This window comes from Terrabacter sp. Soil810, from assembly GCF_001429645.1.
In the GTDB taxonomy this organism is placed as follows: Bacteria; Actinomycetota; Actinomycetes; order Actinomycetales; family Dermatophilaceae; genus Terrabacter.
In genome coordinates, this window is sequence record NZ_LMSW01000011.1 from 331829 (window position 1) to 357318 (window position 25490).

Genomic DNA, 25490 nt, shown 5'->3' on the forward strand with positions numbered 1-25490 from the left:
CGTCACCGTCCTTGCGTATGCCGGTTGGCCGCCTCCGATGCCGCTCGTGCCGTCGCGCGTCCCGCTCCTCAACCGTCGAGTGGCCAAAGCTTGCCCCCTGCGAACGGTCGAGTGGCCAAAGTTTGCCCCCTGCGAACGGTCGAGTGGCCAACGTTTGCCCCCTGCGAACCGTCGAGTGGCCAAAGCTCGCCGTCCTTCTGAGCCGCGGGTCAGCTCAGGGACGGGTTCCGGTGGTGTAGCGGACCTGTTGGGTGAGGTGCAGCTGGTCGTCGTCGCCCCGGTCCGCTTCCAGAGCGGTTGCGATCAGGGCCATGGCGTCCGGGAGCTCGACGTCGGGGACGGCGGCCCAGAGCTGGCGCATCCCGAGCGTCATCGTCCAGGCGCGCCAGGCGGCGGCGTCGGGCAGGGTGACCTCGAGGGACTCGTCGTGGCTGTCGACGTCGGTGGCGCCGGCGGCCTCCATGAGGGCGGCCATGGTGTCGGTGCTGGCAAAGGGGCCCGCGCGCCCGGTGGTCCGGGCGTCGACGACCTCGGGCGGTGCATACGCCATCAGCACGGCCTCGGCGGCCGTCCAGGCGGCGTCGGTGGGGCCGAAGGTCGACAGGCCCAGGCGACCACCCCGGCGCAGCAAGGTGACCCAGCCCTGGACGGTCTCGACTGGCTGGGGGTCGAAGAAGAGGACGAGTGAGGCGGTGACGACGTCGAACGAGCCGGGCTCCGTCGAGAGCGGGGTCGCCTCACCGGTCCGGGCCCCGAGGGTGGTGACGGCTCGGGTCTCGGCCTCGGTGCGGAGCAGGTCGACCATGGCGGGCGAGAGGTCGACCGCGGTCACGTGGCCCGTGGGGCCGACGGCGGACACGAGCGGGAAGGTCGCGGCCCCGCGGCCGGCGCCGACGTCGAGGGCGTGGTCACCCGGACGAGGTGCGGTCAGCTCGACCAGTCGGGCACCGATCGGCCCGAACCACGGCACACCGCCCTGGTCGTAGCCGGGGGCGAGCTGGTCGAAGAGCGCGGCGACACCGGCGCGGCGTTCGGAGGGGTCCATGGCCCGATGGTCCTCCTCCGGCGGGTCCGGCGGGAGGCCGAGCCGCGCCTGATCCGCGCCGCGTTACTGGCCGAGGGCGACGAGGACGACGGTGTCGGAGTCGGCTGCGAGGTAGGCCTTGGCGCGGAAGGAGCCCTCGGCGAAGAGCGCGTCGAGTGCCGTGGAGCGGAGCAGCTGACCCGACGGCACGGCGGAGCGGACCCCGTCCTCGACGTCAGGCGTCTCGGTGGCGGGCTTTGGGGAGGCGGCCCGCAGGGTGGCTGCGGTCTCGGGGGAGACCTCGACGACGGCGTCGATCCAGTACGTCGACGGGCCCGGTGCGTCGCCGCCGAGCGTCCCCGACATCCACGTCGCCGAGACGGGCCGGCCCAGGGCGCTGAACCGCTTCGTCAGCGGCTCGAGGTCGGTGCGGACGTCGCCGGTGCCGGTCTTGGTCGCGCTGCTCACGGTGCTCCTCGTGCGGTCGGTGGTGGGCATCGGGTCGGTGCTGCACCCGCCGGTCACAGCCAGGGTCAGCAGGGCGGCACAGGCGGCCACGGCGGATCGGGTCCTCATCGGCTGCTTCCTCGTTCGTCGGCTCGGTCCTCACGGCCCAGGCCCGGGGTGCGCTCGACGTCACCGGAGCCCACGTCGATGCTCGGGGGCGGTGTGCCGACGGGCCACGTGATCGTACGCGTGACGTCGCCGCTCGACGGGAAGGGCTTGGCCCAGCCGATCTCGGTGAAGCGCCCGTTCTCGTTGTCGCCCGCGCCGCTCGCGATGTCGGACTGGTCGGGGTTGAAGTTGTAGTAGTCCTCGGCGTGCACGGTGACCTGCATCGACACCTGGCCGTTCTCCACCGTGACGTCGGCGCTGCTCCACTGCTGGTAGCCGCCGATGGTCTTCTGCCAGTTCTCGGTGGTCGGGTACGCCGTCGCGAGGTGGGCGTCGCCGGTCATGCTGAAGTGCACGTTGCCGTTGCGCACCATCTCGTCGACCGCCGCTGCCGTGCGGGCGACCTCGTCGTTGACGTTGGCCGCGATGGACGGGTCCTCCTTGTAGCCCTCCTCGTAGTCGAAGCGGGCCGGCTCGCCGTCGTTGTCCCAGTAGTGGGCGTACATCGCCGTCGCGTCGTCGAGGTCCGACTTGACGAGGCGCCCGCCCTCGAGCTTGGCCATCCACTCGAGCTTGGCGATGTGGTCGTGCCAGTTCGAGTCCTTGGAGTCGTACGCGAAGCCCTCGTCCCACTCGATGTCGGGCTTCTTCGGCTCGCCGAAGTCGTAGCCGTCGACCGGGCCTCCGGTGCCCGTCGTCGCGGGGGCCGGAGGAGTGGTCGGGGCCGGCCCCGGGGACGGGGACGGTGTCGGCCCGAACGACATCGGGACGGCGCCGCCGAGCAGTGCCCCACCGCCCGGACCACCCGCGCTACCCGGACTGCCGCCCTGCTCGCTGGTCCCACGCTGCCTGGCGGCGTTCTCCCTCAGGCGGGCTCCGAGGCCGTGGAGGGCCCGCTCGAGGGCGTCGATGGACGGGGCGGACGAGTGCCAGTCACCGCGGAAGGCGTCGAAGTCCCTGCCGCCCCACGCCGTGCCGAGGGCGCCGAAGGCGTAGTCCACCGCGCTCCGCGTGGCCCGGCACTCGCCGGCGAAGCGGTCGAGCTGACCCGCGGCCCGATCGAGGGCGTCCGGATCGGCGCCCTTCCTGTACACGACCACGGCAGTTGCCCTTCCCCGAGCTGTCGACGTCCGCGGCGGCCGAGGGGTGGCCGCTGCGCCATACCTTAGGCAGGAAGGCCGGCCGCGAACCATGGGGAGCACTCCCCGCGGGTCAGGCGTCGACGCGGCGCCAGAACCACGGGGTCACCTCGGCGAGGAGCGCGGCGACCGCCTGCCGGACGACCTCGGAGTGGACCACCGTGACCGCCTCATCGCCGTGCAGCACCTGCTCACCGAGGGCGACGTGCAGCGAGCGCAGTGTCCGCATGGTGTTGCTCGCCTCGGCGGGCACGGGGCCCGGGGTCCCGGCAGCGAACATCGCCCGGACGTGGTCGAGCCACGCGACGGCCATCGCCTCGTCGACGTCGTCGCGTGAGAGCGTCAGTGCGATGGCGCACGCGAGCCGGTCGTCCTCCCGGTCGCGCCACACGAAGTTCGTCGGCGCGACCATGCGGCGGGCCAGGGCGTCGAGCAGGGCCGCTGCATCTCCGACGCCGGCGGCGCCGCACTCTCCGAAGAAGTCGGCACCGTCCGCGACCGCGTGCACCCAGCCCAGCTCTGGATCGTGTCCGCGAGGCGAGGACGAGGGGCGCGAAGGCGCGGTCCTCCGCCCGCTCGTGATCGAGCCGCTCGAGCATCGCCGAGGCGAGCCGGCTCCGGTCGTCCGCGGAGAGGTCACCGTCGCGCACCCGGCCGGCCAGGGCGGCATACGCCCGTTCGTCCCGGACGGCTGGGTCGGGTGAGGCGAGGTCGTCGACGAGCGACCGCAGCGAGGCGTCGGGCATGCGGGCGAGCCCGGCCAGCCCTGCCAGCCCGGCCGTCCCGGCCGCCGGGTACCAGTCGTGCCGGTCGTTGCCGCCGGGCGCCGTATGCCGTATGACTGGCCCATGGTGGCGACAGGGGAGTCGGTTCGGCGCGTCCGTGGAGGGCTGGCGCGCGTCGCCGTGGTCGTCGTCTCGGCCGCGATGGTGTGCGCAGGCGCGGGGTGCTCGAAGGCCGGAGGGTCGGCGCTGGCCGCCCGCGCGGGCGAGCCGTCGGTCCCGACGTCGACCGCGTCGGCCGTGTCGTCGATGGCATCGTCGGAGCCGACGACGCCTGCCGCCCGGACGGTTCCGACGAGCTCGGCAGCCCCGCTCCTCGTCGGGCGGCGGGTCACCGCGGCACGTGCCGGACTCTCCTTCGAGGTTCCCGCAGGGTGGCAGGCGCTCGACCCCTCGGCCGCCATGGGCGCCGGTGCGGCAGCGCTGCCCGACGCGGCCAAGGAGCTGGCCGCGAGCTCGGGCCTGTCGGTGGACGAGTACCTCCAGCGCATCGGCACCGCCATCGAGGTCATGGTCATGGGCCGCCCCGTGCGCGGCTCGGCCGACAACATCTCGGTCATCCCGACGCCGCTGGCCCAGCTGCCGACCGCCGACGACCTGCGTTCGCAGCTCGAGGCGGTCGGGGCGTCGGTGACGCGCGTGGACCGGACGACGACGCCCATCGGCCCCGCGATCGTCGTCGCATCACGGCTGCCGATGGGTACCTTCACCACCCACACGCGCTCCGTGGCGGTCCGGCACGACGGCCACGTCACCTACCTCACGGTGACGGCGACGACCCGGTCCGGCGCCGACTCGCTCCTGCGGGACATGCTGGCCAGCCTGCGGCGCGTGTGAGCCGTCCACGACCCTGGTCGGCCGGGGCCACGTGCAGCCCGCCTTCCGGGGCCGTCGCTCGTGGGCCGGAGGGCGGCGGATAGGGTCGGGAGCCATGGCGCACTCGTTCGACACCGACACCGAAGCCCAGGGCCTCATCGACTACGTCGACGCCTCGCCGACGCCGTTCCACGCGTGCGAGCAGGCCGCCGCACGACTCGTCGCCGAGGGCTTCACCGAGGTCGTCGAGACCGAGCCGTGGCCCACCGAGCCGGGTCGGCGCTACCTCGTCCGCGGCGGCTCGCTCATCGCCTGGGACACCACGGGCGCCCACGGCGCCGGGTCGGGCCCGGCGGCCGGGTTCCGTGTCGTCGGGGCGCACACCGACAGCCCCAACCTGCGCGTCAAGCCGAACCCCGACCACTCCCGGGCCGGCTGGCAGATGCTCGGCATCGAGCCCTACGGCGGCCTCATCCTCAGCTCGTGGCTCGACCGCGACCTCGGGCTGGCCGGCCGGGTGGCCGTGCGCGGCTCGGCCGGTGTCGAGACGCGCACCTTCCACGGCCGCGATGCGCTGCTGCGGGTCGCACAGCTCGCCATCCACCTCGACCGCACCCAGAACGAGGCGCTCACCCTCAACAAGCAGGCGCACATGGAGCCGCTCTGGGGCGTCGGCGACGAGCCCGGCGACTTCGTCGGCTACCTCGCCGAGCAGGTCGGGGTCGACCGCGAGGACGTCCTGTCGTGGGACGTCATGACGCACCCGGTGCAGCCGTCGACCCGGCTCGGCCGGGCGCGCGAGCTCATCGCCGCCCCGCGCCTCGACAACCTCGCGACGTCGTACGCCGGCGTGCGTGCCCTACTCGACGCGGTGGCCACCGAGCCCGCCCACGTGCCGGTGCTCGTGCTCTTCGACCACGAGGAGATCGGCAGCACGTCCGAGCGCGGCGCCACCTCGACGCTGTTGCCCTCGGTCCTCGAGCGCATCGTCACGGCCGGTGGGGGCACCCGCGACGACTACTGGCGGGCGCTCGCGGCCACCGTCATCGCGTCGGGCGACATGGGCCACGCGACCCACCCCAACTACGCCGAGCGCCACGAGCCCATGCACCAGATCCGCGTCAACGGCGGCCCGGTGCTCAAGGTGAACACCAACCTGCGCTACGCGACGGACTCCGTCGGTGCGGCGGCGTTCCGGATCGCCTGCGAGCAGGCCGGGGTCCCGATGCAGACCTTCGTGACCCGCAGCGACCTCCCGTGCGGCTCGACCGTCGGCCCGGTGACGTCTTCGCTGACGGGCGCCACCACGGTGGACTTCGGCGCGGCCGCCCTGTCGATGCACAGCACCCGCGAGCTCATGGGCGCCGAGGACCCCGCCATGTATGCCGGTGCGCTGAGCGCCTTCCTCGCCCCGGCCTGAGCCGCCGACGGAGGAGCGGCGCGAGGCCTCGGGTGCGGCGCCCTCCTGGCCCGGTCCACCGCGTGACCGGCCCCGCCCGCGCCGGGCGACCGGACGGCATACGCCGGCGGGGTGGTCCTGCCCGGGGCCCGACGGGTGCGAGGATGAAGGCGTGGAGACCACGCTCGTCGTGCCGGACCGGCCGACCCTCGTCTACGACGCCGACTGCGGGTTCTGCACGCGCAGCGTGCAGTTCGTCCAGCGGTGGGTCGACCGGCGGGACCGCTACGACGTGCGTCGCTGGCAGTCGCTCGACCTCGCGGCGGTCGGCCTCACGGCCCAGGACTGCGACGAGGCCGCCCAGTTCGTCACGGCCGACGGCGAGGTCCGGTCGGGTCACCGCGCCATCGCGAGCGCCGCGACCCACGGCGCCCCGGGCTGGCGACCCGTCGGGGCCCTCCTCATGGCACCGGGGGTCTCCTGGGTGGCCGCGAGGGCGTACCGATGGGTGGCCGACCACCGCCACCAGCTGCCGGGCGGCACCGCCGCGTGCGCCGTCCCGCGACCCTGACGGCGCGCCACGTGCGCGGCCCTGCCGTGGCGTGCCGCCTCGATTTGATAGTGCGGTGCGCGCTCTGGCACACTGTTCAGGTTGCTTGACGCGCGTCGCTGACCCATGTCGGTGCCGCCGCCCCTTGAGAGCCTCCTGACGGGGACTCGCCCGGACTCCTCTCGGAGGCCCGAGGGAAGCGCAAGTTACCCGGTTCGGCCGGGCAATCCACACGAAAGTGGCACTCAGGTGCGCACCTTTCACCGCGAAGCGGGCGCGACACGCCCGACCTCGGGGGTCGGATGGCCAAGGGAACCGGTAGTCAGAAGCGAGAGAGAGACGTTCATCAGATGGCGGGACAGAAGATCCGCATCCGGCTGAAGTCGTACGACCACGAGGTCATCGACAACTCGGCTCGGAAGATCGTTGACACAGTGACGCGCGCCGGCGCGACCGTGGTGGGACCCGTCCCGCTGCCGACGGAGAAGAACGTCTTCGTCGTCATCCGGTCGCCGCACAAGTACAAGGACAGCCGCGAGCACTTCGAGATGCGCACGCACAAGCGCCTCATCGACATCATCGACCCGACGCCCAAGGCCGTCGACTCGCTGATGCGTCTCGACCTGCCGGCGGACGTCAACATCGAGATCAAGCTCTGAGGCGGTTGAGATGACTGTTGCTCAGAAGAACGTCAAGGGCGTGCTCGGCGAGAAGCTCGGCATGACCCAGGTGTGGGACGCAGACAACAAGCTCGTCCCCGTGACCGTGGTCAAGGCCGGCCCCTGCGTCGTGACGCAGGTGCGCGCCGACGAGACCGACGGCTACTCCGCGGTCCAGATCGCCTTCGGTGCGATCGACCCGCGCAAGGTGAACAAGCCCATGAGCGGCCACTTCGAGAAGGCCGGCGTCACGCCGCGCCGTCACCTCGTCGAGCTCCGCACGGCCGACGCCGCCGACTACGAGCTCGGCCAGGAGATCACGGCCGAGTCCTTCGAGGCCGGACAGCGCGTCGACGCGACGGGCACGACCAAGGGCAAGGGCTTCGCCGGTGTCATGAAGCGTCACGGCTTCCACGGCGTCAGCTCCTCGCACGGTGCGCACCGCAACCACCGCAAGCCGGGCTCCATCGGCGGCTGCTCGACCCCGGGCCGTGTCTTCAAGGGCATGCGCATGGCTGGTCGCATGGGTGGCGTTCGCCAGACGACCCAGAACCTCCAGATCCACGCCGTTGACGCCGAGAAGGGCCTCCTGCTCATCAAGGGTGCCGTCCCCGGCCCCCGCGGTGGCATCGTCCTGATCCGCACGGCTGCGAAGGGTGCATGATCCACATGGCCACGAAGACCCCCACGCTTCCCGCTGACATCTTCGACGTCCAGACCAACGTCCCGCTGATCCACCAGGTCGTGGTGGCACAGCTCGCGGCCGCTCGTCAGGGCACGCACTCGACGAAGACCCGCGGCGAGGTCCGCGGCGGTGGGCGCAAGCCCTACCGCCAGAAGGGCACCGGTCGCGCCCGCCAGGGCTCGACCCGCGCCCCGCAGTTCGCCGGCGGTGGCGTCGTCCACGGCCCGCAGCCGCGTGACTACTCGCAGCGCACCCCCAAGAAGATGAAGGCCGCCGCCCTGCGCGGTGCCCTCTCCGACCGGGCCCGCTTCGACCGCATCCACGTCGTCGACTCCATCGTCTCGGGCGACCTGCCCTCGGCGAAGGACGCCGCCGCGCTGCTCGCCGGTCTGACCGAGCGCCCCAACCTGCTCGTCGTGCTCGAGCGCGGTGACGAGGTGGCGTTCAAGTCGGTCCGCAACCTGCAGAACGTCCACGTGCTGGTCGCCGACCAGCTCAACACGTACGACGTCCTGTGCGCCGACGACATCGTCTTCACCCAGGCTGCGCTCGACGCGTTCGTCGCCGGTCCCGTGAAGGCCGACAAGGCCGACAAGGAGGCCACCAAGTGAGCATCCACGCCAAGGACCCGCGCGACATCCTGATCGCGCCGGTCGTCTCCGAGAAGTCGTACGGTCTGCTCGACGAGGGCAAGTACACCTTCATCGTCGACCCCCGTGCGAACAAGACGGAGATCAAGATCGCCATCGAGCAGATCTTCAACGTCAAGGTCGACAAGGTCCACACCCTGAACCGTCAGGGCAAGACCCGTCGCACCCGATTCGGCCTCGGCAAGCGCAAGGACACCAAGCGTGCGATCGTCTCCCTCCGCGAGGGATCGATCGACATCTTCGGTGCGGGCGCCTGAGATCGACGAAGAATAAGGACACACGAACATGGGTATCCGTAAGTACAAGCCGACCACTCCGGGCCGTCGTGGCTCGTCGGTCGCCGACTTCGTCGAGATCACGCGTTCCACCCCGGAGAAGTCGCTCGTCCGCCCCCTGTCGAAGACGGGTGGCCGCAACAACGCGGGCCGCATCACCACGCGTCACATCGGTGGCGGCCACAAGCGTGCCTACCGCGTCATCGACTTCCGTCGCCACGACAAGGACGGCGTGCCGGCCAAGGTCGCTCACATCGAGTACGACCCCAACCGCACCGCGCGCATCGCGCTCGTCCAGTACTCCGACGGCGAGAAGCGCTACATCCTGGCCCCGAACAAGCTGAAGCAGGGCGACCCGATCGAGAACGGCCCCGCGGCCGACATCAAGCCGGGCAACTCGCTTCCGCTGCGCAACATCCCCGTGGGTACGGTCGTCCACGCGATCGAGCTCAAGCCCGGTGGTGGCGCGAAGATCGCCCGCTCCGCGGGTGCTCGCGTGCAGCTCGTCGCCAAGGACGGCCCCTACGCCCAGCTGCGTATGCCGTCCGGTGAGATCCGCAACGTCGACGCGCGCTGCCGCGCGACCGTCGGCGAGGTGGGCAACGCCGAGCAGAGCAACATCAACTGGGGCAAGGCCGGCCGCATGCGCTGGAAGGGCAAGCGCCCGACCGTCCGTGGTGTCGCCATGAACCCGGTGGACCACCCGCACGGTGGTGGAGAGGGCAAGACGTCCGGTGGACGTCACCCCGTCAGCCCCTGGGGTCAGGCCGAAGGCCGCACCCGCAAGGGACACAAGGAAAGCGACAAGCTCATCGTTCGTCGCCGCCGTACTGGCAAGAAGCGCTGATAAGGAGCCTTTGGAATGCCTCGTAGCCTGAAGAAGGGCCCCTTCATCGACGACCACCTTCAGAAGAAGGTGGACGCCCAGAACGAAGCGGGCACGAAGAACGTCATCAAGACCTGGTCGCGTCGTTCGGTCATCAGCCCGGACATGCTGAGCCACACCTTCGCCGTCCACGACGGCCGCAAGCACGTCCCGGTGTTCGTCACCGAGTCGATGGTCGGCCACAAGCTCGGCGAGTTCGCGCCGACCCGCACGTTCAAGGGTCACGTGAAGGACGACAAGAAGGGGCGTCGTCGCTGATGCCCACCGAATCCAAGGAAGAAGTCATGGAAGCCAAGGCTTCGGCTCGGCACGTCCGTGTCAGCCCCCAGAAGGCTCGCCGTGTCGTGGACCTGATCCGCGGCAAGGCCGCCACCGACGCCATCACGACGCTCCAGTTCGCGCCGCAGGCCGCCTCGGAGCCGGTGCAGAAGGTGCTCGAGAGCGCCATCGCCAACGCCCGGGTCAAGGCCGACCGCGAGTCGGTCGCCTTCGACGAGCGCAACCTCGTCATCACGGCCGCGTTCGTGGACGAGGGCCCGACGATGAAGCGCTTCCGTCCGCGTGCCCAGGGCCGCGCCGGTCGCATCAACAAGCGCACGAGCCACATCACCGTGGTCGTCACGCAGCCGGAGAACACGAAGGGAGCCCGCTGATGGGTCAGAAGGTCAACCCCCATGGCTTCCGTCTCGGCATCACGACGGACCACAAGAGCCGCTGGTTCGCCGACTCGACGAAGTCGGGTCAGCGCTACCGCGACTACGTCAAGGAAGATGTCTCGATCCGTCGCCTGATGGAGAAGGGCATGGAGCGCGCCGGTATCGCCTCCGTCGAGATCGAGCGCACCCGTGACCGCGTCCGTGTGGACATCCACACGGCGCGCCCGGGCATCGTCATCGGCCGCCGCGGCGCCGAGGCCGACCGCATCCGCGGCGAGCTCGAGAAGCTCACGGGCAAGCAGGTCCAGCTGAACATCCTCGAGGTCAAGAACCCCGAGATCGTCTCCCAGCTGGTCGCCCAGGGCATCGCCGAGCAGCTCTCGGCCCGCGTGGCGTTCCGCCGCGCCATGCGCAAGGGCATGCAGTCCGCCCAGCGCGCCGGCGCCAAGGGCATCCGCGTGCAGGTCTCCGGCCGCCTCAACGGCGCCGAGATGAGCCGCACCGAGTTCTACCGCGAGGGTCGCGTCCCGCTGCACACGCTGCGTGCGCAGATCGACTACGGCTTCTACGAGGCCCGTACGACCTTCGGTCGCATCGGCGTCAAGGTGTGGATCTACAAGGGCGACATGACGGCAAAGGAACTCGCGGCCCAGCAGGCCGCGGCCCCGCGCCCGTCGCGTGGTCCGCGTCGTGACGGCGGTGACCGTCCGAACCGCGCCCGTCGTGGTGACCGCAACGAGACCGCCGCTGCTCCGGCAGTGAACGAGACCGCTGCTGCCGAGGCCCCCGCCGCGGCCAGCACCGAGAATGAGCAGGCCTGACCATGTTGATTCCCCGTCGAGTCAAGCACCGCAAGCAGCACCACCCGAACCGTCACGGTGCGGCCAAGGGTGGCACGACGATCGCGTTCGGTGACTACGGCATCCAGGCTCTCGAGCCGGCCTACGTCACCAACCGTCAGATCGAGTCCGCTCGTATCGCGATGACCCGCTACATGAAGCGTGGCGGCAAGGTGTGGATCAACATCTACCCCGACCGTCCGCTCACCAAGAAGCCCGCCGAGACCCGCATGGGTTCCGGTAAGGGCTCGCCGGAGTGGTGGATCGCCAACGTCAAGCCGGGTCGCGTCATGTTCGAGATCTCGGGCGTGGCCGAGCCGGTGGCGCGTGAGGCCATGCGTCTCGCGATGCACAAGCTCCCCATGAAGTGCCGCTTCGTTCAGCGTGAGGGTGGTGACATCTGATGGCAGTCGGAACCAAGGACCTGGCTCCCGAGCAGCTGCGTGGTCTGGACGACACGAAGCTCGCGGACGAGCTGAAGAAGGCCAAGGAAGAACTGTTCAACCTGCGTTTCCAGTCGGCCACCGGCCAGCTGGACAACCACGGCCGTCTGCGCGCCGTCAAGAAGGACATCGCGCGCATCTACACCGAGATGCGTGAGCGCGAGCTCGGCATCGGCTCGGCCCCCGCCGCCCCCAAGGCGCCGGAGAAGGCCGAGAAGGTCGAGAAGAAGGCTGCCAAGGCCGACAAGAAGGCCGACAAGGCCGAGAAGGCTGACAAGCCCGAGAAGGCTGACAAGGCCGAGAAGAAGGCCAAGAAGGCTGACAAGGCGCAGGAGGCTGACGCATGAGCGAGCAGGAGAAGGTCGTGAGCGACCAGGCGAGTGAGCGCAACTACCGCAAGACCCGTCAGGGATACGTGGTGAGCGACAAGATGGACAAGACCGTCGTCGTCGAGGTCGAGGACCGCGTCAAGCACGCGCTCTACAGCAAGGTCATCCGCCGCACCACCAAGGTCAAGGCGCACGACGAGCAGAACGAGGCCGGCGTGGGCGACCGCGTGCTCATCATGGAGACGCGTCCGCTCTCCGCGACGAAGCACTGGCGCATTGTCGAGATCCTCGAGAAGGCCAAGTAAGCCACCCCCCATTTCCGTTCGGCAAGGCTCATCCGGGCAACCGGTGAGAACCAGCACGACGACAGGAGTTAGACAGTGATTCAGCAGGAGTCGCGGCTGCGCGTCGCCGACAACACCGGTGCCAAGGAAATCCTGTGCATCCGTGTTCTCGGCGGCTCGGGCCGTCGCTACGCCGGCATCGGCGACACCATCGTCGCCACCGTCAAGGACGCGATCCCTGGCGGCAACGTGAAGAAGGGTGACGTCGTCAAGGCCGTCATCGTCCGCACCGTCAAGGAGCGTCGCCGCGCCGACGGTTCCTACATCAAGTTCGACGAGAACGCTGCGGTGATCCTCAAGGCCGACGGTGACCCCCGTGGTACCCGCATCTTCGGCCCGGTGGGCCGCGAGCTGCGCGAGAAGAAGTTCATGAAGATCATCTCTCTCGCGCCGGAGGTGCTGTGAACATGGCGAAGACCACCATCACCAAGATGAAGATCAAGAAGGGTGACCTCGTCCAGGTCATCTCGGGCCGCAGCCAGAAGAACGGCGGCGACCGGGGCAAGCAGGGCAAGGTCATCGCGGTGTACCCCGAGACCCAGCGTGTGCTGGTCGAGGGCATCAACCGCGTCACCAAGCACGTCAAGGCCGGCGCGACCGCCCGTGGCACGCGCACCGGTGGCCTGACGCACACCGAGGCCGCGATCCACGTGAGCAACGTCGCGATCGTCGACCCCGAGTCGAAGAAGCCGACCCGCATCAAGACGCGTGTCGAGACCGTCGAGCGCAACGGCCGTCAGAAGGCTGCCCGCGTCCGTGTCGCGGTCAAGTCGGACAAGGACCTCTGAGAATGACTGACACCAGCACCAAGCCGCGCCTTCAGCAGCGCTACCAGGACGAGATCAAGAGCTCGATGCTCGAGCAGTTCGGCTACGCCAACGTCATGCAGGTTCCCGGCGTCGTCAAGGTCGTCGTCAACATGGGTGTCGGCGACGCGGCCAAGGACAGCAAGCTCATCGAGGGTGCCGTCCGTGACCTCACCGCCATCACGGGCCAGAAGCCGGTCGTGACCAAGGCCCGCAAGTCGATCGCCCAGTTCAAGCTGCGTGAGGGCATGCCGATCGGCGCCCACACCACGCTTCGCGGCGACCGCATGTGGGAGTTCCTCGACCGTCTCGTCACGATCGCCCTCCCGCGCATCCGTGACTTCCGTGGCCTCTCGCCGAAGCAGTTCGACGGCAACGGCAACTACACGTTCGGCCTGACCGAGCAGTCGATGTTCCACGAGATCGACCAGGACCGGATCGACCGTGTGCGAGGCATGGACATCACCGTGGTCACCACGGCGACCAACGATGACGAGGGTCGCGCGCTGCTCAAGCAGCTCGGCTTCCCCTTCAAGGAGAACTGACATGGCCAAGACCGCGCTCGTTAACAAGGCGAACCGGAAGCCGAAGTTCAAGGTCCGCGCGTACACCCGCTGCCAGAAGTGCGGTCGCCCGCACTCGGTGTACCGCAAGTTCGGCCTCTGCCGCATCTGCCTTCGCGAGATGGCTCACGCGGGCGAGCTGCCGGGCGTGACCAAGAGCTCCTGGTAATCGGCTCCCCGAGCCCAGAGCAACCCCAAGACCAACACACCTCTGACACCGTAGGTCGGCCACACGACGGCCCAGCCGTCGCCGGGCAGATAGCCCCGGTCGAAACCCCGGTGAGGAAGGGCGGAGAGCCCACATGACCATGACTGACCCGATTGCGGACATGCTGACCCGCGTCCGGAACGCCAACTCGGCGCACCACGACGTCGTCTCCATGCCGTACTCGAAGCTGAAGAAGAACATCGCCGAGATCCTCCAGAGCGAGGGCTACATCGCCTCGTGGAAGATCGAGGAGGCCGAGGTCGGCCAGACGCTGACCATCGACCTCAAGTACGGCCCGAACCGCGAGCGCTCCATCGCCGGCGTGCGTCGCGTGAGCAAGCCCGGTCTGCGCGTCTACGCCAAGTCGACGAACCTGCCCAAGGTTCTCGGTGGCCTCGGCGTCGCGATCCTGTCGACGTCGAACGGTCTGCTGACCGACCGCCAGGCACACGAGAAGGGCGTGGGTGGGGAAGTCCTCGCCTACGTCTGGTAAGGAGACACTGACATGTCGCGAATCGGACGACTTCCGGTCTCCATCCCCTCGGGTGTGGACGTCAAGGTCGAGGGCCAGGACGTCATCGTCAAGGGCCCCAAGGGTGAGCTCTCCCTGACTGTCGTCCAGCCGATCACGGTCGAGCTGGGCGAGGGCAACCTCGAGGTCAAGCGCCCCAACGACGAGCGCGACTCGCGCTCGCGCCACGGCCTGACCCGGTCGCTCATCAACAACATGGTCCTCGGTGTCACCGAGGGCTACGAGAAGAAGATGGAGATCCACGGCACGGGTTACCGTGTCGCCGCGAAGGGCTCGGACCTCGAGTTCTCGCTCGGATACTCGCACCCGATCCTCATCCAGGCTCCCGCCGGCATCAGCTTCGCCGTCGAGAACCCGACCCGCTTCTCGGTGCAGGGCATCGACAAGCAGCTCGTCGGTGAGGTTTCGGCGAACATCCGCAAGCTGCGCAAGCCCGACCCGTACAAGGGCAAGGGCGTTCGCTACGCGGGCGAGCAGATCCGTCGCAAGGTTGGAAAGGCCGGTAAGTAAGCCATGGCAATGATCATCAAGCGCGGTAAGTCCAAGGCTGCCGCCCGCATCCGTCGCCAGGTGCGCGGTCGCAAGAAGATCGCCGGCACCGCGGCCCGTCCCCGCCTCGTCGTGTCGCGCTCCAGCCGTCACCTCTTCGTCCAGGTCGTCGACGACACCGTCGGCAAGACCGTGGCGTCGGCCTCGACGATGGAGGCCGACCTGCGCTCCTTCGACGGTGACAAGACCGCCAAGGCCAAGAAGGTCGGCGAGCTCGTCGCCGCCCGTGCCAAGGACGCCGGTATCGAGGCCGTCGTGTTCGACCGTGGTGGCAACAAGTACCACGGCCGTGTCGCGGCGATCGCCGAGGGCGCCCGCGAAGGCGGTCTGTCCCTGTGAGCAACTTCGTGAACGCAATTGTTGAGATGAGGAACATCTGATGCCCGGACAGCAGCGTCGAGGCACCGGCCCCGCCGGTGGCGGCGAGCGCACCGAGCGCGGAGACCGCCGTGACAACCGCGGCGGCCGCGACAACCGCGACAGCCGTGACGACAAGAACCAGTACGTCGAGCGCGTCGTGACCATCAACCGTGTCGCCAAGGTCGTCAAGGGTGGTCGTCGCTTCAGCTTCACCGCCCTCGTCGTCGTCGGCGACGGTGACGGCACCGTGGGTGTCGGCTACGGCAAGGCCAAGGAAGTTCCCGCGGCCATCGCCAAGGGTGTCGAGGAGGCCAAGAAGAACTTCTTCAAGGTCCCGCGCATCCAGGGCACCATCCCGCACCCCGTCCAGGGTGAGGCGGCCGCTGGTGTCGTCATGCTCCGCCCCGCCGCCCCCGGTACCGGTGTCATCGCCGGTGGCCCGGTGCGTGCGGTGCTCGAGTGCGCCGGCATCCACGACGTCCTCAGCAAGTCGCTGGGTTCCGACAACGCCATCAACATCGTGCACGCCACGGCCCAGGCCCTGCGCGAGCTCGAGCGCCCCGAGTCGGTCGCTGCCCGTCGTGGCAAGACCCTCGAGGAGGTCGCCCCGGCGGCCATGCTCAAGGCCCGCGCCGCTGGTATGGCCGAGGCCCAGGCTGCGAAGGCTGGTGCATGATGGCTCGTCTCAAGGTGACCCAGACCCGTTCCGAGATCGGTGGCAAGCAGAACCAGCGTGACACGCTGCGCAGCCTCGGTCTGAAGCGCATTGGCGACGTCGTCGTCAAGGAGGACCGTCCCGAGATCCGCGGGATGGTCAAGACGGTCACGCACCTCGTGTCCGTCGAGGAGGTTGACTGACCATGGCCGACAACGCCAAGAAGTCGGGCGAGTCCGCCCTCAAGGTCCACCACCTGCGTCCGGCCCCCGGAGCCAAGACCGCCAAGACCCGCGTCGGTCGTGGTGAGGGCTCCAAGGGCAAGACCGCCGGTCGTGGCACCAAGGGCACGAAGGCCCGTTACCAGGTCCCGGAGCGTTTCGAGGGCGGCTCGATGCCGATGCACATGCGCCTTCCCAAGCTCCGTGGCTTCAAGAACCCGTTCCGCACGGAGTACCAGGTCGTGAACCTGGACCGTCTGCAGCTGCTCTTCCCGGAGGGTGGTCAGGTGTCCGTCGCCGACCTCGTCGCCAAGGGTGCCGTCCGTGACGGCTTCCCGGTGAAGGTGCTCGGTACGGGCGAGATCTCCGTCAAGGTCGAGGTCGAGGCGCACAAGTTCTCGGCGTCCGCCAAGGAGAAGATCGAGGCCGCCGGCGGCACGGTCACGGCTCTCGCCGGCTGAGTGATCAGGCGCGAGTGACCACCACACACCTCGTGTGAGCAGCGCCCCGGGCGCCCGACCCGCGAGCCGACGTGACGTCGGCCACCGCGGAGGGGAGCCCGGGGCGTTGCGCCTTTGCGTTACCCTTCCACGGATTGCATGACTTATGCCGCGCCACCGCGCGGCCCCCCAGGAGGACCCTGTGCTTGCCGCCTTCGCACGCGCGTTCCGTACCCCGGACCTGCGCAAGAAGCTGCTCTTCACTCTCGGCATCATCGTGCTGTTCCGGCTCGGATCGCACGTCCCGACGCCGGGCATCAGCTACAGCTTGGTGCAGGACTGCCTGCAGGCCAGCAAGGGCCAGAGCGGCGACCAGAGCGGGTTCCTCAACCTGGCCAACCTCTTCAGCGGCGGCGCGCTGCTGCAGCTGTCGGTGTTCGCGCTCGGAATCATGCCCTACATCACGGCGAGCATCATCATCCAGCTGCTCACGGTGGTCATCCCGCGCTTCGAGGCGCTCAAGGAGGAGGGCCAGTCGGGCCAGAGCAAGCTGACGCAGTACACCCGCTACCTGACGATCGGTCTCGCGATCCTCCAGTCGGCGACGCTCGTCACCTTCGCGCGCAACCCCTCCAGCCTCTTCGGCGGCTCGTGCGACTCGATCATGACCGACCAGTCGATGGTCACCATCCTCATCATGGTCCTGACCATGACGGCCGGCACCGGCCTGATCATGTGGTTCGGCGAGCTCATCACCGACAAGGGCGTCGGCAACGGCATGTCCCTCATGATCTTCACCTCGATCGCCGCCGGCTTCCCGGCCTCGCTCTGGGCCATCAAGGAGAACAAGGGCTGGGGCACCTTCCTCGGCATCCTGATCCTCGGTGTCTTCGTCATCGCCGCGGTCGTCTTCGTCGAGCAGTCCCAGCGACGTATCCCGGTGCAGTACGCCAAGCGCATGGTCGGCCGCCGCATGTACGGCGGCACGTCCACGTACATCCCGCTCAAGGTCAACATGGCCGGCGTCATCCCCGTCATCTTCGCCAGCTCCCTGCTCGCCCTGCCGGGCCTCGTCGCGCAGTTCAACACGCACGCCGACGGCAACAACCCGGCCTGGGTCTCGTGGGTCCAGGAGAACCTCGTCAAGGGCGACCACCCCTTCTACATGGCGATCTACGTCGCCCTCATCCTCTTCTTCACGTTCTTCTACGTGTCCATCACGTTCAACCCGACCGAGGTCGCGGACAACATGAAGAAGTACGGCGGCTTCATCCCGGGTATCCGGGCCGGGCGACCCACGGCCGAGTACCTCAACTACGTCCTGACCCGAATCACCGTGCCGGGTGCCATCTACCTCGCCATCGTCTCGCTGATCCCGCTCGTGGCCCTCGTCCTCGTCGGCGCCAACCAGAACTTCCCGTTCGGTGGCACCTCGATCCTCATCGTCGTCGGTGTGGGCCTCGAGACGGTGAAGCAGATCGAGGCGCAGCTGCAGCAGCGTCACTACGAAGGGTTCCTCCGTTAATGCGACTGATCATCCTCGGCCCGCCGGGCGCCGGTAAGGGCACGCAGGCCGCTCGGATCGCCGAGCGCCTCGGCATCCCGGCCATCTCGACCGGCGACATCTTCCGCGCCAACATCAAGGACCAGACCCCGCTCGGCGTCAAGGTCCACGAGATCATCACGTCCGGCGGCTACGTCTCCGACGACATCACCAACGAGATCGTCGAGGACCGGCTCGGCTGGGACGACGCCGCCCACGGCTTCCTCCTCGACGGCTACCCGCGCACCGCGGGCCAGGTCGACGCCCTCGACGCGATGCTGTCGCGTCACGGGCACGCACTCGACGCGGTCCTCGAGCTCGAGGTCGACGAGGACGCCATCGTCGAGCGGCTGCTCAACCGCGCCGAGACCGAGGGTCGTGCCGACGACACCGAGGACGTCATCCGCGAGCGCCAGGCGATCTACCGCAAGGAGACCGCACCGCTCGCGCAGCACTACGAGCTCGTCGGCCTCCTCGTCAAGGTCGACGGCATGGGCGCCGTCGACGAGGTCACCGACCGTGTCATCGCGGCCCTGCCGCAGGACGCCTGAGCACGACGGCGCCACGGCACCGTCACGCCTCAGTCACGCCTCAGCCACCGAGAAGGACCACCGATGTTCGGACGCCGGAACCGGCTCCAGGGCCGCACCGACGAGCAGCTCCTCCTCATGCGTGAGGCGGGGCTGCTCGTCGGGCGCACCCTCGAGCTGCTCGCCGGCGAGCTGCGAGCCGGTCTGACGACGCTCGAGCTGGACCGCCTCGCGGAGGACTTCATCCGCAGCAACGGTGGCATCCCCAACTTCCAGCTCGTCCCGGGCTACAGCCACACCCTGTGCACGAGCGTCAACGACGAGGTCGTCCACGGCATCCCGGGCCCGCGGGTCCTCGAGGCCGGCGACATCGTCTCGATCGACTGCGGCGCCGAGGTCAAGGGCTGGAACGGCGACGCGGCCTTCACCGCCGTCGTCGGCGGTCGCGAGGCGGGTCGCCCCGAGGACCTCGCCCTCATCGACGCCACCGAGGCCGGCCTCTACGCCGGCATCGCGGCCATGCAGGTCGGCGGTCGCCTCTACGCCGTCGGTGACGCGGTCGAGGCCAGCATCGAGGCCGCCGCCGAGCGCGACGGTCGGACCTACGGCGTCATCGACGAGTACGTGGGTCACGGCATCGGCACGCAGATGCACATGGACCCGCAGATCCCCAACTACGCGGTGCGCGAGACGGGCCCCAAGCTCGTCGACGGGTTCACCGGCGCCATCGAGCCGATGATCACCCTCGGTGGCACCGACACCAAGGTGCTCGCCGACGACTGGACCGTGGTGACCCTCGACGGCACCCGAGCCGCTCACTGGGAGCACTCGGTCGCCGTCCGCGAGCACGGACTCTGGGTCCTCACGGCCGTCGACGGAGGCCGGGCTGCCCTCGAGGCTGCCGGGGCGGCATACGCCCCCCTCGACGCGACCGTCTGAGCCCGCGCGACTCGGGCCCTCTCGCTGCCCCACGCGGGGCGCCCGGACGCGTAACCTCGCGCTCGTGAGCCTTCCCCGCAGCACCCCGTCGGCGCAGGGCGTCGACGCCGCCGGCATCCACGCGTTCGTCGACGCCGCCGAGCGCGACAACCTCGGCCTGCACAGCCTCATGGTCGTGCGTCACGGCCACGTCGTGGCGGAGGGCTGGTGGAGGCCGTATGCCGCGAGCCGGGTCCACCTCGCGTACTCCCTCTCCAAGACGCTGACCGCCACGGCCGTGGCGTTCCTCGCGCAGGAGGGGCGCCTCTCGCTCGACGACAGGGTGCTCGACCACTTCCCCGAGCTCGACCGCGCCGCCGTCGCGGAGGGCTGGGACGACGTGCGCATCGCCCACTGCCTCTCGATGACCGTCGGCCACGAGGAGGACGCGTGGGACCGGGTCTTCGACCGCGCGAGCGGTGACGGCGTCGGCGACGGGGCCGACTGGGTGCAGCGGGTCTTCGCGACGCAGCCGACGCGTGAGCCCGGCACGGTCTTCGCCTACAACCAGGTGGCCACCTACCTGCTCGCCGTCATCGTGCGTCAGCTCGCCGGCGTCGGCGTCGGCGAGGTGCTGCGCCCGCGGCTGCTCGCGCCCCTCGGGCTGCACGACATCCCATGGCACCGCGACCCGCTCGGGCGCGAGCTCGGGTTCACCGGCGCGCACCTGACGACCGAGGCCATCGCCTCCCTCGCCCAGCTCTACCTGGACCGTGGCCGGTGGGACGGGCGGCAGCTGCTCTCCGAGGCCTGGGTCGATGAGGCCACCCGCGGCTTCGGACCAGTGAGCGAGGACCCGGACGCCGACGAGGACTGGCGTCGCGGCTACGGCTACTCGTTCTGGATGCAGCGCTTCGGCTACCGCGGCGACGGCGCCTACGGCCAGTTCCTCGTCGTGCTGCCCGAGCACGACACGGTCGTGGCGATCACGGCCGAGCAGTCGCGCATGCAGTCCACCCTCGACGGGCTGTGGGCCCACGTCGTGCCGGCCATCGGCGGCAGCGGGTCCGGCGACGCAGACCACGCGCTGGCCGAACGGCTCGGGGCCCTCGAGATCCCCGCCATGTCGGGTGACGCGCTCGGGCCGGAGTACGCCGAGTTCAACCGCTCCGACGTCTCCGACCTGGCGGCCGACTACACGGCCGTCTCCGTGACGCGGGACGGGCCCGACCACGTGCTCGGGCTCAGCCGTCGTGGTGAGTGGCTGCGCCTGCCCGTCGGTCGGGGCCTGTGGCGCGAGGGGGAGCTGGTGGCCGGGGGAGCGACCCTGCCGGTCGTCTCGAGCGGGGGCTGGGTCGACGAGGACACCTTCCGCGCCGAGGCCATCGCCATCGAGACGCCGCACCGCTTCCGCATCGAGGCGCGCCTGCGTGGCGCCGACGCCGACCTCACCTGGCGGATGGTGCCGCTCACGGGCTACGACCCGCTGTGGCTCGCGACGCGCTGGTCGTACGCCTGACGCCGGCTCCCGTGGCGCGCGGTCCGTCGGGGGGCCCGTCCGGTGGACCGGGTCGGGCGACCGGCGACGGGCACTGACGGCTGTCGGTGCCCGGGTGGAGAATCGGAGGTGCTGCGTCGGGCAGCAGAAGGGGGGGCCACCGTGGCCGGCGAGGAGAGCACCACCGACGTGACCGGACGTGACGTGGCGGGAGACGCCCTGACGGGCCCGCGCCCTGCTGCCCCGGCGCGCCCACCGGGTGGGGTGCCGGACGGGCACAACCCGTGGCCAGCCTTGTGGGCCATGGTGATCGGCTTCTTCATGATCCTCGTCGACTCGACGATCGTGTCGGTGGCGACGCCTGCGATCCTGCGGGGTCTCGACACCGACGTCAACAGCGTCATCTGGGTGACGAGCGCCTACCTGCTGGCCTATGCCACACCGCTGCTCATCACCGGCCGGCTCGGTGACCGCTACGGCCCGAAGAACCTCTACCTCGTGGGTCTGACGACCTTCACTCTCGCGTCGCTGTGGTGCGGGCTCACGGGCACCATCACGGGGCTCATCATCGCCCGCGTCGTGCAGGGCCTCGGCGCGTCGATGCTGACGCCGCAGACGATGGCGGTCATCACGCGCACCTTCCCGGCGGCCTCGCGCGGTCAGGCCATGGCGCTCTGGGGAGCGACCGCCGGCGTCGCGATCCTCGTCGGGCCGGTCGTCGGCGGCCTGCTCGTCGACGGTCCCGGCTGGGAGTGGATCTTCTTCATCAACGTGCCGATCGGCATCGTCGCGTTCGCCCTCGCCGCCCGTCTCGTGCCGCGGCTCGAGACGCACAGCCACACCTTCGACTGGATCGGGGTAGTGCTCTCGGCGGTCGGCATGTTCCTCGTGGTGTTCGGCGTCCAGGAGGGCGAGACCTACGACTGGGGGACCATCACCGGGTTCATCTCCGTGCCCCTCCTCATCGGGGTCGGCCTGCTAGTGCTCGGCGTCTTCATCTGGTGGCAGGCGCACAACACCCGCGAGCCGCTGCTGCCCCTGCGCCTCTTCGACGACCGCAACTTCTCTCTGGCCAACGTCGCGATCACGACGATCGGCTTCTCCATCACGGCGATGGCCTTCCCGTTCATGCTCTACGCCCAGGCCGTGCGCGGGATGTCGCCGACCGCCTCGGCCCTCCTGCTCGCGCCGATGGCCGTGATCTCCGGCGGCCTCGCCCCGATCTCGGGTCGGTTGGCGGACCGCGTCCACCCGCGCGGCATCACGGCGGCAGGCATCAGTCTCACCGCACTGTCGCTGGTGTGGCTCGCGCTCGTCATGCACCCCGAGACCGAGACGTGGGTGCTGCTGCTGCCCATGGCGCTCATGGGTGTCGGCAACGCCTTCATGTGGGGACCGCTCGGCGCGACGGCCACCCGCAACCTGCCCTTGTCGTCGGCGGGCGCCGGTTCGGGCGTCTACAACACCACCCGCCAGGTCGGTGCCGTCCTCGGCAGCGCCGCCATCGCGGCCCTCATCGAGGCCCGGCTCGCCGCCGACCTGCCCGGCATCTCGGGCCAGCTCGGCGGCCTGCAGGGCTCGGGGGCGACCATGCCGGCGCCGATCGCGAGCGGCTTCGCCGACGCGATGTCGGAGTCGATGATGCTGCCGGCGGCGGTGCTGCTCATCGGCGTCGTGGCCGTGCTCTTCTTCGAGCGGCCTGCGAGCCAGCGGGCCTGACGGCTGGACCGGCAGCCGTCGACTGGGTGGAGCCGACCCGGTGCTCGCGGGCGCCCCGGTGTCCGCCGGACTCCCACCGGGCGCTCTAGCGGCCGAGTCCTCCGGGCGTGCCACCGACGTGGACGACCATCCGCTCGGCGACCACGCGGGCGTTGGCCCGTAGGACGTCCAGCGGCACCCGCGGCAGGTTCTCCTCCCAGTCGATGAGCGGTGACCCGCGGAACTGCAGCATGCGCGCGGGGCGGCCGAGGAAGAAGAGGTGCAGGTGGGCTCCGCCGTCGCCGTACTTCGCGAGCTGGACCCGGCCGACGCTCGGCACGTGCTCGACGGCGTCCGAGACCGCGACGACGAGCTGGCCCATCTCGGCCGCGAGGTCGCCCGGCAGGGAGGGCAGGTCGTGGTGCGCGAGGGGCATGAGCATGAGCATGACGGGCAGGCCCGTGTCGACGGCGAGCGTGAGGCGCCACCGGGCGTTCGACCAGACGAGCCGGTCGTCGGCCTCCGGGACGCCGGTGGTGCACCAGCAGTCGGCTGCCTGCTCGCCGCGACGTGCCGGCTCCTCGTCGGCCGGAGGCTGCACCGGCTTGAGCCGCAGGCCCTCGATCTCGTAGGGGTAGATGTCCCAGCCGGGCATCTCCTCGACGGCGACGGGCAGACGGCCGTCCTGGCCGGCCGCGGCCGCGATGCGGGCGTAGTAGTCCTCGACCGTTTCCGCGTCCGAGGGGGGCGCCGTCACCGTGTCGGTGCGGTCGGGCGGTGTCGCCCGGGCCTCCGACGGCGTGGAGGTGGCGGGTGGGACGGTGGCGTCAGCGCCGGGCTCGGTCACCCGGCCAGTATGCCGTTCCCACCCGCCTGCCTCACGGCCTAGTTCGAGGGCTGGGGCGTCGAGCAGCCGATGCGCGGGTCGAGGCCGACGTAGTTGAGCGGGCCGGCGACGATCGTCACAGCGGTCGTGGCCAGTCGGCTGCAGCTCGGGTCGGACGAGCCGAAGTAGCCGCGCTGGAAGGCGGCGAAGACGCCGATGAGGAGCCAGAGGATCACGACGATGGTGGAGGTACGCGTACGCGTGCGGGTGCGAGCGCTCATGATGGCCTTTCGTGGGAGGTCGTCGTGACGGCGACCGGTGGAGGGGTCGACCACCCATACCCGGGGGACGGAGTGCGGCGAACGCGCCCACGACGGCCGCGGGGATGCCACCATGACCGGGTGGGAACCATCGGTGACTACCTCGCCGGACTCGAGCCGGACCAGCGCGCGGCCCTGCAGCACGTCGTCGACGTGGCGCGCCGCGTGGCCCCCGACGCCGAGGAGGGCACGAGCTACGGCATGCCGGCCCTGCGCCTCGACGGGCGTCCGCTGCTCGGCATCACGGCGGCGGCCCGGCACCTGTCCCTCTTTCCCTTCAGCCCTGCCGTCGTCGAGGCCGTCGCGCCGGACCTGGCCGGGCACTCCCTGAGCAAGGGCACGATCCGTTTCTCCGCCGACCAGCAGCTGCCCGACGACGTCATCGAGCGCATCGTCGTCCTGCGTCGGGCCGAGCTCGACCGCTGAGCCAGAACACCGCACGTCGCCGGGCCGCGGACGCCGCCGGCGCCGAGGCAGACGGTCCGTCGCCGATTTCAGGAACTCCGCCTTCTGGCGTAGTCTTGTGCGTTGGGTGTCGTGTGTCTCGACGCCTGAGTCACGCCTGTGCGACGAGCACGGCACCTAGGCACGCCCCAAGGCCGGCTCAGTCCGGGTCGGCCACCAACAGATAGACGGAGGATATGGCCAAGAAGGACGGTGTCATCGAGATCGAGGGCACGATCGTCGAGGCTCTCCCGAACGCGATGTTCCGGGTGGAGCTCTCCAACGGTCACAAGGTGCTCGCACACATCTCGGGCAAGATGCGACAGCACTACATCAGGATCCTCCCGGAGGACCGTGTGGTGGTCGAGCTCTCGCCCTATGACCTGACCCGCGGTCGGATCGTCTTCCGCTACCGCTGAGCACCAGGGTCGGCCGCGACCGGTCCGCGAGAGCGGGCATGTCAGGCCGGGACGAGTGCGAGGCACCAACTCCCGATTACACAACCAAGCGCCTGATCGTCACGTGCCCTCCGGGGCCCGCGGTGGCAGGCGCGCGATCTGAAGACAGCAGGCAGATGAAGGTTCAGCCGAGCGTCAAGAAGATCTGCGACAAGTGCAAGGTGATCCGCCGCAACGGTCGGGTCATGGTGATCTGCGAGAACCTGCGCCACAAGCAGCGCCAGGGCTGAGCAGAAGCACCACCCTCGCCGTCGACAGAACTTCGACAGCACGCAACAAGTGAATGAAAGCAGCACCCGGCCCCTGATGACCGACCGTCGTGTCGGCGCAGGACGTCACCCCCGGCACGGAGGCCGGGGACCGGTGGCCCGTCCTTCTGAGTGGCGGACCGTGACCCCGGATCGGTGCCTTGCTCCAGACCTCCGCGTAACAGAAATCAGGAGACAACCCAACATGGCTCGTCTTGTTGGAGTCGACCTTCCGCGCGAGAAGCGCGTCGAGGTCGCACTGACCTACATCTTCGGTGTCGGTCGCACCCGTTCCAAGGAGGCGCTGGTTGCCACCGGCGTCGACCCCAACACCCGCGTCAAGGACCTCGGTGAGACCGAGCTCGTTGCGCTTCGTGACTTCCTCGAGGGCAACTACCGCCTCGAGGGTGACCTTCGCCGTGAGGTGCAGGCCGACATCCGCCGCAAGGTCGAGATCGGCTCCTACGAAGGTCTCCGTCACCGTCGTGGTCTGCCCGTGCGCGGTCAGCGCACCAAGACCAACGCGCGCACCCGCAAGGGCCCGAAGCGCACCGTGGCCGGCAAGAAGAAGGCCAAGTGACG

Annotated in this window: 40 protein-coding genes; 34 read left to right on the top strand and 6 right to left on the bottom strand. The window is 69.7% G+C overall.

Going from position 1 to position 25490, the window contains the following annotated elements; all coding sequences use genetic code 11:
• Nucleotides 1-214: 214 nt before the first annotated feature.
• From ASG96_RS07415 to ASG96_RS23595, 4 genes are all read right to left on the bottom strand, one after another.
• Nucleotides 215-1045 (bottom strand): class I SAM-dependent methyltransferase, encoded by an 831-nt coding sequence (locus tag ASG96_RS07415; protein WP_057587604.1) that lies wholly within the window; start codon nucleotides 1043-1045, stop codon nucleotides 215-217.
• Between the two features lie 63 nt (nucleotides 1046-1108).
• Nucleotides 1109-1600 carry a hypothetical protein gene (locus ASG96_RS07420; RefSeq protein WP_056752787.1) on the bottom strand — a complete coding sequence of 164 codons (492 nt, stop codon included), beginning with the start codon at nucleotides 1598-1600 and terminating at the stop codon, nucleotides 1109-1111.
• Nucleotides 1597-2739, bottom strand: coding sequence for a WXG100 family type VII secretion target (locus tag ASG96_RS07425; protein ID WP_057587606.1), 1143 nt, complete (start codon nucleotides 2737-2739; stop codon nucleotides 1597-1599). Before ASG96_RS07425 ends, ASG96_RS07420 begins: the two co-directional genes overlap by 4 nt.
• Nucleotides 2740-2851: 112 nt before the next feature.
• Complete coding sequence (locus ASG96_RS23595; protein ID WP_255359590.1) at nucleotides 2852-3361, bottom strand: DUF2785 domain-containing protein; 510 nt, start codon at nucleotides 3359-3361, stop codon at nucleotides 2852-2854.
• Here ASG96_RS23595 and ASG96_RS24460 point away from each other — a divergent pair.
• From ASG96_RS24460 to ASG96_RS07575, 30 genes are all read left to right on the top strand, one after another.
• On the top strand, nucleotides 3357-3482 hold the full coding sequence (locus tag ASG96_RS24460) for a hypothetical protein (RefSeq protein ID WP_255359594.1): 126 nt from the start codon (nucleotides 3357-3359) through the stop codon (nucleotides 3480-3482). The two genes, ASG96_RS23595 and ASG96_RS24460, sit on opposite strands and share 5 nt — an antisense overlap.
• A 144-nt stretch (nucleotides 3483-3626) precedes the next feature.
• Nucleotides 3627-4397 carry a hypothetical protein gene (locus ASG96_RS23600; protein WP_162262030.1) on the top strand — a complete coding sequence of 257 codons (771 nt, stop codon included), beginning with the start codon at nucleotides 3627-3629 and terminating at the stop codon, nucleotides 4395-4397.
• Between the two features lie 94 nt (nucleotides 4398-4491).
• Nucleotides 4492-5796 carry a M18 family aminopeptidase gene (locus ASG96_RS07440; protein ID WP_057587612.1) on the top strand — a complete coding sequence of 435 codons (1305 nt, stop codon included), beginning with the start codon at nucleotides 4492-4494 and terminating at the stop codon, nucleotides 5794-5796.
• 151 nt (nucleotides 5797-5947) lie between these two features.
• Nucleotides 5948-6346, top strand: coding sequence for a thiol-disulfide oxidoreductase DCC family protein (locus ASG96_RS07445; RefSeq protein ID WP_200962661.1), 399 nt, complete (start codon nucleotides 5948-5950; stop codon nucleotides 6344-6346).
• A 329-nt stretch (nucleotides 6347-6675) separates the two neighbouring features.
• Nucleotides 6676-6984, top strand: a complete 309-nt coding sequence (gene rpsJ / locus ASG96_RS07450) for a 30S ribosomal protein S10 (protein ID WP_009775966.1) — start codon at nucleotides 6676-6678, stop codon at nucleotides 6982-6984.
• A gap of 10 nt (nucleotides 6985-6994) precedes the next feature.
• Nucleotides 6995-7648, top strand: coding sequence for a 50S ribosomal protein L3 (gene rplC / locus ASG96_RS07455; RefSeq protein WP_028785453.1), 654 nt, complete (start codon nucleotides 6995-6997; stop codon nucleotides 7646-7648).
• A complete protein-coding gene (gene rplD / locus ASG96_RS07460) occupies nucleotides 7645-8280 on the top strand; it encodes a 50S ribosomal protein L4 (RefSeq protein WP_056752799.1) in 636 nt (211 codons plus the stop codon). Before rplC ends, rplD begins: the two co-directional genes overlap by 4 nt.
• Nucleotides 8277-8576 carry a 50S ribosomal protein L23 gene (gene rplW, locus ASG96_RS07465; protein WP_026864143.1) on the top strand — a complete coding sequence of 100 codons (300 nt, stop codon included), beginning with the start codon at nucleotides 8277-8279 and terminating at the stop codon, nucleotides 8574-8576. The genes rplD and rplW overlap by 4 nt, the downstream gene beginning before the upstream one ends.
• Nucleotides 8577-8604: 28 nt before the next feature.
• Nucleotides 8605-9441, top strand: a complete 837-nt coding sequence (rplB, locus tag ASG96_RS07470) for a 50S ribosomal protein L2 (RefSeq protein WP_020143241.1) — start codon at nucleotides 8605-8607, stop codon at nucleotides 9439-9441.
• A gap of 15 nt (nucleotides 9442-9456) precedes the next feature.
• Entirely contained in the window at nucleotides 9457-9738 is a 282-nt protein-coding gene (gene rpsS / locus ASG96_RS07475) for a 30S ribosomal protein S19 (protein ID WP_020143240.1), read from the top strand.
• Nucleotides 9739-9764: 26 nt separating this feature from the next.
• Nucleotides 9765-10133, top strand: a complete 369-nt coding sequence (gene rplV / locus ASG96_RS07480; RefSeq protein WP_056752802.1) for a 50S ribosomal protein L22 — start codon at nucleotides 9765-9767, stop codon at nucleotides 10131-10133.
• Nucleotides 10133-10957 carry a 30S ribosomal protein S3 gene (rpsC, locus tag ASG96_RS07485; RefSeq protein WP_020143238.1) on the top strand — a complete coding sequence of 275 codons (825 nt, stop codon included), beginning with the start codon at nucleotides 10133-10135 and terminating at the stop codon, nucleotides 10955-10957. The genes rplV and rpsC overlap by 1 nt, the downstream gene beginning before the upstream one ends.
• Nucleotides 10958-10959: 2 nt before the next feature.
• Nucleotides 10960-11379, top strand: a complete 420-nt coding sequence (gene rplP, locus ASG96_RS07490) for a 50S ribosomal protein L16 (protein WP_020143237.1) — start codon at nucleotides 10960-10962, stop codon at nucleotides 11377-11379.
• Nucleotides 11379-11765: a 50S ribosomal protein L29 gene (rpmC, locus tag ASG96_RS07495; protein ID WP_056752805.1), complete on the top strand. Its 387-nt coding sequence runs from the start codon at nucleotides 11379-11381 to the stop codon at nucleotides 11763-11765. The genes rplP and rpmC overlap by 1 nt, the downstream gene beginning before the upstream one ends.
• Nucleotides 11762-12052 (top strand): 30S ribosomal protein S17, encoded by a 291-nt coding sequence (gene rpsQ / locus ASG96_RS07500; RefSeq protein ID WP_056752807.1) that lies wholly within the window; start codon nucleotides 11762-11764, stop codon nucleotides 12050-12052. Before rpmC ends, rpsQ begins: the two co-directional genes overlap by 4 nt.
• A gap of 75 nt (nucleotides 12053-12127) precedes the next feature.
• Nucleotides 12128-12496, top strand: a complete 369-nt coding sequence (gene rplN, locus ASG96_RS07505) for a 50S ribosomal protein L14 (RefSeq protein ID WP_020143234.1) — start codon at nucleotides 12128-12130, stop codon at nucleotides 12494-12496.
• 2 nt (nucleotides 12497-12498) lie between these two features.
• The gene (rplX, locus tag ASG96_RS07510) at nucleotides 12499-12879 is read left to right on the top strand and encodes a 50S ribosomal protein L24 (RefSeq protein ID WP_056752810.1); all 381 of its coding nucleotides are present in this window, start codon (nucleotides 12499-12501) and stop codon (nucleotides 12877-12879) included.
• 2 nt (nucleotides 12880-12881) lie between these two features.
• Nucleotides 12882-13442, top strand: a complete 561-nt coding sequence (gene rplE, locus ASG96_RS07515; RefSeq protein WP_056752812.1) for a 50S ribosomal protein L5 — start codon at nucleotides 12882-12884, stop codon at nucleotides 13440-13442.
• A 1-nt stretch (nucleotide 13443) separates the two neighbouring features.
• On the top strand, nucleotides 13444-13629 hold the full coding sequence (locus ASG96_RS07520; RefSeq protein ID WP_020143231.1) for a type Z 30S ribosomal protein S14: 186 nt from the start codon (nucleotides 13444-13446) through the stop codon (nucleotides 13627-13629).
• 133 nt (nucleotides 13630-13762) lie between these two features.
• Nucleotides 13763-14161: a 30S ribosomal protein S8 gene (rpsH, locus tag ASG96_RS07525; RefSeq protein ID WP_020143230.1), complete on the top strand. Its 399-nt coding sequence runs from the start codon at nucleotides 13763-13765 to the stop codon at nucleotides 14159-14161.
• Nucleotides 14162-14173: 12 nt separating this feature from the next.
• Nucleotides 14174-14710: a 50S ribosomal protein L6 gene (gene rplF, locus ASG96_RS07530; protein ID WP_056752816.1), complete on the top strand. Its 537-nt coding sequence runs from the start codon at nucleotides 14174-14176 to the stop codon at nucleotides 14708-14710.
• 3 nt (nucleotides 14711-14713) lie between these two features.
• Nucleotides 14714-15088 (top strand): 50S ribosomal protein L18, encoded by a 375-nt coding sequence (rplR, locus tag ASG96_RS07535; protein WP_056752819.1) that lies wholly within the window; start codon nucleotides 14714-14716, stop codon nucleotides 15086-15088.
• A gap of 40 nt (nucleotides 15089-15128) precedes the next feature.
• A complete protein-coding gene (rpsE, locus tag ASG96_RS07540) occupies nucleotides 15129-15785 on the top strand; it encodes a 30S ribosomal protein S5 (RefSeq protein ID WP_026864132.1) in 657 nt (218 codons plus the stop codon).
• A complete protein-coding gene (rpmD, locus tag ASG96_RS07545) occupies nucleotides 15785-15967 on the top strand; it encodes a 50S ribosomal protein L30 (RefSeq protein ID WP_020143226.1) in 183 nt (60 codons plus the stop codon). The genes rpsE and rpmD overlap by 1 nt, the downstream gene beginning before the upstream one ends.
• A gap of 2 nt (nucleotides 15968-15969) precedes the next feature.
• Nucleotides 15970-16446, top strand: coding sequence for a 50S ribosomal protein L15 (rplO, locus tag ASG96_RS07550; protein ID WP_020143225.1), 477 nt, complete (start codon nucleotides 15970-15972; stop codon nucleotides 16444-16446).
• Nucleotides 16447-16627: 181 nt separating this feature from the next.
• Nucleotides 16628-17950: a preprotein translocase subunit SecY gene (secY, locus tag ASG96_RS07555; RefSeq protein ID WP_056752822.1), complete on the top strand. Its 1323-nt coding sequence runs from the start codon at nucleotides 16628-16630 to the stop codon at nucleotides 17948-17950.
• Nucleotides 17950-18519: an adenylate kinase gene (locus ASG96_RS07560; RefSeq protein WP_056752825.1), complete on the top strand. Its 570-nt coding sequence runs from the start codon at nucleotides 17950-17952 to the stop codon at nucleotides 18517-18519. The genes secY and ASG96_RS07560 overlap by 1 nt, the downstream gene beginning before the upstream one ends.
• Nucleotides 18520-18582: 63 nt before the next feature.
• The gene (gene map, locus ASG96_RS07565) at nucleotides 18583-19437 is read left to right on the top strand and encodes a type I methionyl aminopeptidase (RefSeq protein ID WP_056752829.1); all 855 of its coding nucleotides are present in this window, start codon (nucleotides 18583-18585) and stop codon (nucleotides 19435-19437) included.
• A gap of 64 nt (nucleotides 19438-19501) precedes the next feature.
• The gene (locus tag ASG96_RS07570) at nucleotides 19502-20935 is read left to right on the top strand and encodes a serine hydrolase (RefSeq protein WP_057587614.1); all 1434 of its coding nucleotides are present in this window, start codon (nucleotides 19502-19504) and stop codon (nucleotides 20933-20935) included.
• Between the two features lie 141 nt (nucleotides 20936-21076).
• On the top strand, nucleotides 21077-22633 hold the full coding sequence (locus ASG96_RS07575; RefSeq protein ID WP_082591684.1) for a DHA2 family efflux MFS transporter permease subunit: 1557 nt from the start codon (nucleotides 21077-21079) through the stop codon (nucleotides 22631-22633).
• Between the two features lie 85 nt (nucleotides 22634-22718).
• Here ASG96_RS07575 and ASG96_RS07580 read toward each other — a convergent pair whose 3' ends face one another.
• Together ASG96_RS07580 and ASG96_RS07585 are read right to left on the bottom strand one after the other, a co-directional pair.
• The gene (locus ASG96_RS07580) at nucleotides 22719-23459 is read right to left on the bottom strand and encodes a hypothetical protein (protein WP_057587616.1); all 741 of its coding nucleotides are present in this window, start codon (nucleotides 23457-23459) and stop codon (nucleotides 22719-22721) included.
• A 38-nt stretch (nucleotides 23460-23497) separates the two neighbouring features.
• On the bottom strand, nucleotides 23498-23719 hold the full coding sequence (locus tag ASG96_RS07585) for a hypothetical protein (RefSeq protein WP_056754524.1): 222 nt from the start codon (nucleotides 23717-23719) through the stop codon (nucleotides 23498-23500).
• 120 nt (nucleotides 23720-23839) lie between these two features.
• Here ASG96_RS07585 and ASG96_RS07590 point away from each other — a divergent pair, with 120 nt between their 5' ends.
• From ASG96_RS07590 to rpsM, 4 genes are all read left to right on the top strand, one after another.
• Entirely contained in the window at nucleotides 23840-24184 is a 345-nt protein-coding gene (locus tag ASG96_RS07590; RefSeq protein WP_056752838.1) for an iron chaperone, read from the top strand.
• Between the two features lie 215 nt (nucleotides 24185-24399).
• Nucleotides 24400-24621, top strand: coding sequence for a translation initiation factor IF-1 (infA, locus tag ASG96_RS07595; RefSeq protein ID WP_013493543.1), 222 nt, complete (start codon nucleotides 24400-24402; stop codon nucleotides 24619-24621).
• Between the two features lie 155 nt (nucleotides 24622-24776).
• The gene (gene rpmJ / locus ASG96_RS07600) at nucleotides 24777-24890 is read left to right on the top strand and encodes a 50S ribosomal protein L36 (RefSeq protein ID WP_006592630.1); all 114 of its coding nucleotides are present in this window, start codon (nucleotides 24777-24779) and stop codon (nucleotides 24888-24890) included.
• A 223-nt stretch (nucleotides 24891-25113) separates the two neighbouring features.
• Nucleotides 25114-25488 carry a 30S ribosomal protein S13 gene (gene rpsM / locus ASG96_RS07605; protein WP_020143209.1) on the top strand — a complete coding sequence of 125 codons (375 nt, stop codon included), beginning with the start codon at nucleotides 25114-25116 and terminating at the stop codon, nucleotides 25486-25488.
• Nucleotides 25489-25490: the final 2 nt, after the last annotated feature.